The organism is Methanospirillum sp. (assembly GCF_028679455.1).
Lineage (GTDB): Archaea > Halobacteriota > Methanomicrobia > Methanomicrobiales > Methanospirillaceae > Methanospirillum.
Genome location: NZ_JAJRBM010000256.1, coordinates 1 through 7,714, shown reverse-complemented (window position 1 = coordinate 7,714; position 7,714 = coordinate 1). Strand labels below are relative to the sequence as shown.

Here is a 7,714-nt window from a genome sequence, read left to right as displayed (position 1 = left end):
GAAAACCAAACCAGCTTGGTTCTGAATGCGGTGTCGGATAAGGAAGGATCAAATAGTTTTCATATTTTTTTAAGCCCAGATATAACGTGTTGAAATTGTCTCTCCTTCGCTCGATAAATTCCGGTAATTTTTTTAACTGCTCAACACCTATCGCTGCCTGCATATCAGTTGCTTTCAGATTATATCCAATGTGCGAATATATATATTTATGATCATATCCTGCGGGAAGATCTCCCAATTTCCAGTTGAATCGCTTTTTACAGGTATTATCACAGCCGGGTTCACACCAACAATCACGGCCCCAGTCACGGAAAGATGCAACGATCTTTTTCAGCAACGGATCGTTGGTGAGTACTGCTCCACCTTCCCCCATGGTAATATGATGTGCCGGATAGAAACTGGAGGTTGATATATGGCCAAATGTGCCTGTATATTTTCCACGATACCGTGACCCAAGTGCATCGCAGTTGTCTTCAATTAACCACAAATGATGTTTTTTAACAATTTTCATTATAGAGTCAAGATCAAAAGGGTTTCCGAGTGTATGCGGAATTACAATCGCTTTTGTTTTTTCAGATAATGCCTCCTCAATTTGCCCGGTCTGGATATTATATGTACCGATATCGACATCAATGAAAACAGGAATTAAGTTGTTCTGGATGATGGGGTTGAGTGTTGAGGGAAACCCGCATGCGGTTGTTATGACTTCATCACCGGGTTTTAACTTTCTCTCGCCAAGCTGATGTGAGGTGAGGGCAGAGACCGCGAGGAGATTTGCTGAGGAACCGGAGTTGGTAAGGAGGCAATATTTGACACCCAAATATTTTGCTAGATCTTCTTCGAACTGATTTGTATAGCGTCCGGTCGTAAGCCAGAAATCGAGGGATGCGTCAACGAGGCTGATAAGTTCTTTCTCGTCATAAACACGCCCCGCATAACTGATATAAGATGTGCCGGGAATAAATTCCTCATGGCTTTTTTGGGCATACAATAGTTTTACGAGTTCGAATATTTTCGCGCGAAGTTCGTTTTCATTTTTCATGGATGTTCTGGCTCCTCATGATTATGGTTCGGTTTTTATCATTTATTGATAAGTTCCCAAGTATAGGGAATACTTGGATCAAGGGGATCTTTTCTATCTATCTCCTCAGGATCGTAAGGAATTGTCGAGCAGTCTGCAACAAGTGATTGCGTTAAACCTATTCCTTTGAATCCATTCCATACCCGTGGGGGAATTCTAACAAGACAATAATTTTCAGGACCCAGAAAAATCTCTTGAATCTCCCCCCGGGTTTTACTGGATTCCCTTTCATCATACAGTACGAGTTTGATAGCGCCATATGGTACAGCTATATTAAGGGTCATTTTTTTATGATTGTGCCACCCTTTGATCGCTCCAGGGTATACAATCGAGAAATACATCTCGCCGAAACTGAGAAATGCCAGATCGTCACATCGCAGCATGTGCATTACTTTGCCACGTTCATCGAGGATCTGTCGGAGTGGTTTGACGGATACCCCTTCAATCATGTTCAGCTCTCCATATATTCAATAATCTGCTGTTTGGTTATCGATCTTGCACTTTCTCCCTCTTTCACGGATTTGTACCATTTTGCAGTCTGCTCAACAGTTTTTTTAAATCCCCATTTCGGATACCAGTTCAGTTCGTGGTGGGCTTTATCGCAATTCAAGTGAAGGAGACCGGCTTCATGGAGATTTCCGTCGTGTTTTGTAATTTTAATTTTCCCGGATCCCCATGCAGCAACCAGTTCTTCTGCAAGGTCATGTACGGTATGCATTTCTCTGCCTTCAGGTCCGAAGTTATAGGATCCACTGAACTGCTTCGGGTTCTCATATATACGTGAGGCAAGATGGAGATATCCGGATAATGGCTCCATAACATGTTGCCAGGGTCTGGTAGCATGCGGATTGCGTAACTCGATAGGTTTGTTATTCTCAAGGGCCCGGATGCAATCCGGTACAATCCGATCTGTGGACCAGTCACCCCCCCCAATCACATTTCCTGCCCGGACACTTGCTGCCCCAAGGTGTGTCCTGCCATTGAAGAATGAGTCCCGATATGCAGAATATACAAGTTCAGCTGCGGCTTTTGAAGCACTATAGGGGTCTTTGCCCCCAAGCTCATCGTTCTCCCGGTATCCCCAGCACCATTCCTTATTTTTATAGCATTTATCTGAGGTGATCATTATCAGAGCTTTTATCGATGGGGTAACCCTTGCGCCCTCAAAAATATTGACGGATCCCCCGACATTAGTGTCGAATGTAAGTTTCGGCTCATTATAGGATTTTCGTACGAGGGGTTGAGCTGCGAGATGGAATACAAATTCCGGCTGGATTTTTTTCATGAAATCCCGAACCTGCGAATACTCTCTCACATCACCATTATGGTGATGGATCAGTTTTTCAAGGTTCAATGCAGTGAAATGATCGCAGTCTCTCTCGGGAGGGAGGGCAAATCCATACACCTTTGCACCAAGATGATGGAGCCAGTACGCCAGCCATGAACCCTTGAAACCGGTATCTCCGGTTATCAATACTCGTTTATTACGGAAGATCTCGTAATCGGTGGTCACCAGTTCACCCAGGGGGCTTTCTTTTGTTCATAGATCTGGTTGAGGAGCTGATATTCCCGTGATGTATCCATGGGTTGCCAGAACCCGTCATGCTTGAAAACCATCATTTCACCGTCTGCAACAAGATTCCGCAGGGGTTCCTGTTCAAAAACATTGTTTTCCCTGTCATCAATGTAATCAAAAATTGAATTACGGCAGACAAAAAAGCCACCGGAAATCCTCCCCCCGGAGGTCTGTGGTTTTTCATTAAATTCTGTCACCAACCCGTGATCATCGCACTGGAGTTCCCCAAACCGGCCTGGGGGCCGGACCCCGGTAACCGTCAGGATTTTCCCGTGGGAAGTATGAAAGTCAACCAGCTTCTGAATATCAATATTACCGACCCCGTCCCCATAGGTCAGCATAAAGTTTTCCTCTCCTTGGAAATATTTCATAACACGTTTGATCCTTGCCCCGGTCATTGCATTCTGTCCGGTCTCGGCAAGCGTTACGGCCCAGTTTTCTGAGATCTGTTTCTCATAGTATTCAACAGGTGTCTTTCCGCTCATATCGATGGTAAAATCCATGGTATGGGAGCGATAATTCACAAAAAAATCGCGTATACTGTCACCTTTGTACCCAAGACATAATACAAAATTATCATGCCCCCATGAAGCATAATATTTCATTATATGCCAGAGGATGGGATATTCACCGATGGGGATCATCGGTTTAGGGATATTTTCTGCAACGTCCCGGATGCGGGTTCCATACCCCCCACACAAAATACCTACTTTCATGATGGCATCTCCTCAATAAGTTGTTTATACAATTCAACATAATGGCGGGTCGCGATTTTATCGGTGAATTGTGTTTCGAACTTCATTTTTGCATTTTTCCCAAGTGTGATTCTTAAATCATTATTGTCTATTATTTTTTTCATTGCATACATTAAACCTGCTGCATCTTTAGGTTTGACCAGAAGGCCGGATTTCATGTCTTCAATTTGTTCAGGAATTCCCGGATAATCTACACCAATAATGGGTTTACTGAGACTCATTGCTTCGAGAAGGATGTTGGGAAATTCATTTCTTATCGAAGGGACGACAATAAAATCGGATGCGTTTATCAGATTGAATATCTGCGGTTCGTGAGCAATGAACCGTACATCTCCCTCTAATCCCTGTTCCTTTACGAACTTTTTGAGGGATTCTTCGTCAACTCCGGTTCCTTCGATTATGCAGAAGGGCATCGTGGATTCACCGTACGTATCTTTGAATTGTTTTAATGCTTTCAACACGTATATCTGACCTTTGCGTTCTTCAAGGAGTGCAATTACGGCAAAAATGAGACGGTTTTCCGGGAATTCCCGTCTCTGGATAACCTGTTCCCTTGTTTCAGTAACGGCACGGGGGGCAATACCATTGTGAATGTACATTATCTTGGTTTGGGGGACCCCAAGATTCTCATACAACTGTTGTGCAGCATACTGCGAACCGGTTACAAATCGTGCGACATACCGTATAACTCCCTGATCGAAGATATAATCCAGCCATCGTTCCGGCGAGTGATACCCTTGGGCTATGTTGTTTACAACGTAGACGACCCTTCGGACCCCACACAGTTTTGCAGCAAACACCATGGCGATTGTTGAATAAGCGCCAGGATATCCTCCGTTATTAATATGAAGAATATCGATCCGGGTTCTTCGGATAATCTTTCTTAATATAATGAAATTTATAAAGAGGTACACATACTTGATAAGCAAAAGGTTGATGATGATTTTCAATGGTTTGTGGAATACTTTCCAGCGGGTTGTATCTACTCGGTTATACAGATCATAGTGATCATAGAGATAGACCGGGTTTTTTTCAACAGGTACTAAGACCCGGCTCTTCAGCCCGTTTTCGTATCCATGTGACTACCGGTAGATAAATGAAACATCAAACGACTCTTGGAGGTCTTCATTGGAGAAAAAATTCACGAGCATATTTTCACAACCCGCAAAAAAAGGGCAGTCAGAATAATAGAGGAGCGAATGCTTCAAAGGTCTTTCACTTCCCGGTAATAAGCAATTGTTTTAGCAAGGCCGTCTCCCATCTGTGTTTTTGCTTTCCATCCCAGCAGGTCCCCGGCTTTTCTGATATCCAGATAATACTCCATCACTTCGTTCTTCCCATAGGATTTTCCCCCAGGGTTTACTAACCCTTTCTTACCGGTCATGGTTTCAACAGTATTTGCAAGATCTATGAGTTTTACGGGAACTCCACTTCCGAGGTTAATAATCTGACCTTGAGCTTTTGGAGTCACAGAAGCAAGTATTAGTCCTTCAACGAGATCGGTTACAAAGACAAAATCCCGAGTCTGTTCTCCCGGTGTCATATTGAATGGTTTGTCTTCAATTAGGGAAGTGATAAGAGAGGGAAGGAACATCTCCGTTCCCTGACCGGGCCCATAAGTAAGGGCGGGACGTACAATAACAACTGGAAGACCATAGAGATGAAAAAACATCTCTCCCATATGTGAGACACATATCTTTGAAAATGAATATGGCGTGACCGGAGATTCCCGAAAACGTTCATCAAATGGCGGCCTGTTATTCCCATATTCTTCTATCGTGCCGAGTGTAACAATCGATTTGACGGAACCTACATTTTTTACAGCTGAAAACAGGTTTAAACTGCCGATAAGATTTGTCTCAACGGATGAATAAAAACCCTGAACATTCTCGTTTCGTTCTTTGTATGCTGCAAGATGGAAAATATAATCCGGTCGAATCGTATGCACACATTCTTCAATAGCATTAGTGTCCGTTATGTCAACAATATGTTGTTCAACGTCTTTGGGAAAATCATTATTATTCCTACTAATTGTAGAGATATGAGAACCGTACGTGTGTACCTGGTGCAGTAAATGCCTGCCAATAAATCCACTGGCGCCGGTGATTAAAACCTTTTTATTGGAGAAAAAGATTTCTGGATTTGACATACATTTCACCATAAGGTACTTTTTTAAAAAATAAATACGTTCTCTGTCAATGGTGCATGCGATTGAAATTTTCTGTATATCTAATTGAGATGCAGAATATTCAACAGATGTGGTAATGTTCACGAATCACTGTAATCACTCTCCCTATCCCCCAAAAATGAGCTCATAATAGTATTTCATTTAATTTTCTTACAGCATTTTCTGCACTTTTACAATTATTGATATCAGTACCATATCCAATGATAAATTCACGGTCCATCGTATCCCTGCTTTGATTTATAGTCTTCTTGGTGCAGATATATTTCTCGAGATCTCCGATTATCTCTTCAGATCGTCCGTTGACAGATGCACGTTTCTTTAATCTGATAATCGTCTGTTCATCAATCTGATGTAACCCAGAGTAGACAAAAACCGGTAGATCCGTTGTGAGTACCTGGAGAATTCCCGTTGATATCAGATCAAAAACAACCACACCCGCACCATCCGTAAGTTCCCGTACGGTCATTTCTGACGTGATAAGTTTCACATTGTGGATTTCGTGATCAAACAGGTAACTCTTGAGCGGCTCTTTATCTTTATGTTTGGGATGCAATTTGATTATGAATTCCGTTTCAGGATTTCTCTTAGCGAGATTAATTATCTGCTTCTGTATGCCCCAGATCTGTTCATCCCGGCTAACAGGATCAAACGGCTGTGAGATCATATAGCCGTTCCGCAGGTATTCCGTGGTGATGTAAACCACGGGGTTTTTAGTTTCGTTTATGGTTGTTTTTTTATTATTCTTATGAAACGTGTCAAGCGAACTGGATCCCACCGGAACAAAAACCGGAATTTTCTCCATTCCGATTCTCTCTGAAGTGGAACGATAACTATCAGCAACTCCTTCACCGAAAACAAAATGCCAGTCAGAGTTGATAAATTCAATAAAGGGCATCATAGGATGATAACAATATCCGGCACCCCCATGCTGCCATGAAACAACGGGAATCCCCGCATCGTGTGCTGCCTGAATAATAACATGACCAATTGCACGTTCCCGGACTGAATGGAGAAGGCAGCGGATTTTTTTCTTGTAGATTATTTTTCGGGCAAGTGGATACACGACAACTGATTCCTGTATCGATTTATCGATTATCTGTGATAGAATCTCAAAAAAGAATGCTGATACGTCAATGCCTAGAATGTGATCAAATTCTCTTATCCCAAGGTGTACATTGCACACTTTCCGAACGGTTTCCCGGTAACCATTGTCCTTTGAGACCGTCTCATTGAATGTCTTATCCATAATCCGGTAAATCGGGAGTATTCCCCCCTTATGAAGTTCAATCAGGGAATCGTCCCAATTATACCCGCTTTCATAGATGAGAACGGGTTTCCGATACCAAGTCATAATGTAATACCATAACGCCGTCGCTATGGATCCAATCCCCTCCCGTTTGCCGATCAATCCCAAATTAAAAATGAGATCCCGTTGTTTGATCCAAGTCAATAAAAGAGTGGTAATTGTTTTTTTCTTTTCGGTTACCCGTGGGTTCGGAATGCTTGAATCGATATCCTGAATTATCTCAACCGGGATACCCCATCCCGTCATGGTTAATACTTCAGCAAATACCGATTCATCACTTGAAAATGTATATACTCCATTTACAGATTTGATTTTATTTGTTGCATAAATACGAATGAAATCCGGTTGTTCGGTGTCAATAATTCTTTTTAAAATATGGATTGTATTCCATAGGACATCAAAGAGGACCTTGAGAGGATATATTGAATAGCGTGCCGGTGTCAATGTAGGAACTCCATGAATATACGCAAGTTCCTTATCGAGAATTGTCGTTATCCGGTCAATTCTTTGAAAATTTTCCAAACCCTGCTGATATCTTTCTTCGCCGCCACCAAAGTCCCGAACAGATTTATAGGGAATATTGGATCTTTCAAAGGCATACGAGGCACTGGGAGAAAGTGAGACATATACGGATTGCCCTGTTGTTTTCGCGCCATCGCTGAGGATCTTATCAATTTTTTCAGGAGCTTCCAAAAAAAATAGTGTTTTTACCATTAAGCACCAGTCTTTGTATTATTTTTTGAATGCATCATTATTTTTCTGACTTCCATGCATATCAAGGACTGTGTTTTAGAAAAACCGAATTCTT

The 7,714-nt window shown here is 42.2% G+C and carries 7 protein-coding genes; all 7 read right to left on the bottom strand.

The genetic code is table 11. From position 1 onward, the window contains the following. Nucleotides 1–1,042 (bottom strand): lipopolysaccharide biosynthesis protein RfbH (gene rfbH, locus LUQ50_RS08600; RefSeq protein ID WP_300039191.1); only part of this gene is annotated, 1,042 nt, incomplete at its 3' end. A gap of 38 nt (nucleotides 1,043–1,080) precedes the next feature. Next, nucleotides 1,081–1,530 (bottom strand): dTDP-4-dehydrorhamnose 3,5-epimerase family protein, encoded by a 450-nt coding sequence (locus LUQ50_RS08595; RefSeq protein ID WP_300039188.1) that lies wholly within the window; start codon nucleotides 1,528–1,530, stop codon nucleotides 1,081–1,083. A 2-nt stretch (nucleotides 1,531–1,532) separates the two neighbouring features. Continuing rightward, a complete protein-coding gene (rfbG, locus tag LUQ50_RS08590; RefSeq protein ID WP_300039185.1) occupies nucleotides 1,533–2,594 on the bottom strand; it encodes a CDP-glucose 4,6-dehydratase in 1,062 nt (353 codons plus the stop codon). Continuing rightward, entirely contained in the window at nucleotides 2,591–3,373 is a 783-nt protein-coding gene (rfbF, locus tag LUQ50_RS08585) for a glucose-1-phosphate cytidylyltransferase (RefSeq protein ID WP_300039182.1), read from the bottom strand. Before rfbF ends, rfbG begins: the two co-directional genes overlap by 4 nt. After that, nucleotides 3,370–4,326 carry a glycosyltransferase family 4 protein gene (locus tag LUQ50_RS08580; RefSeq protein ID WP_300039181.1) on the bottom strand — a complete coding sequence of 319 codons (957 nt, stop codon included), beginning with the start codon at nucleotides 4,324–4,326 and terminating at the stop codon, nucleotides 3,370–3,372. Before LUQ50_RS08580 ends, rfbF begins: the two co-directional genes overlap by 4 nt. A 290-nt stretch (nucleotides 4,327–4,616) precedes the next feature. After that, complete coding sequence (locus LUQ50_RS08575; protein WP_300039178.1) at nucleotides 4,617–5,684, bottom strand: NAD(P)-dependent oxidoreductase; 1,068 nt, start codon at nucleotides 5,682–5,684, stop codon at nucleotides 4,617–4,619. A gap of 40 nt (nucleotides 5,685–5,724) precedes the next feature. Next, on the bottom strand, nucleotides 5,725–7,620 hold the full coding sequence (locus LUQ50_RS08570; RefSeq protein ID WP_300039175.1) for a hypothetical protein: 1,896 nt from the start codon (nucleotides 7,618–7,620) through the stop codon (nucleotides 5,725–5,727). Nucleotides 7,621–7,714 lie beyond the last annotated feature (94 nt).

Coding starts and splice junctions, on each gene's coding strand:
- LUQ50_RS08595 (WP_300039188.1), bottom strand. CDS start 1,530: ATGATTGAAGGGGTATCCGTCAAACCACTCCGACAGATCCTCGATGAA.
- rfbF (WP_300039182.1), bottom strand. CDS start 3,373: ATGAAAGTAGGTATTTTGTGTGGGGGGTATGGAACCCGCATCCGGGAC.
- LUQ50_RS08570 (WP_300039175.1), bottom strand. CDS start 7,620: ATGGTAAAAACACTATTTTTTTTGGAAGCTCCTGAAAAAATTGATAAG.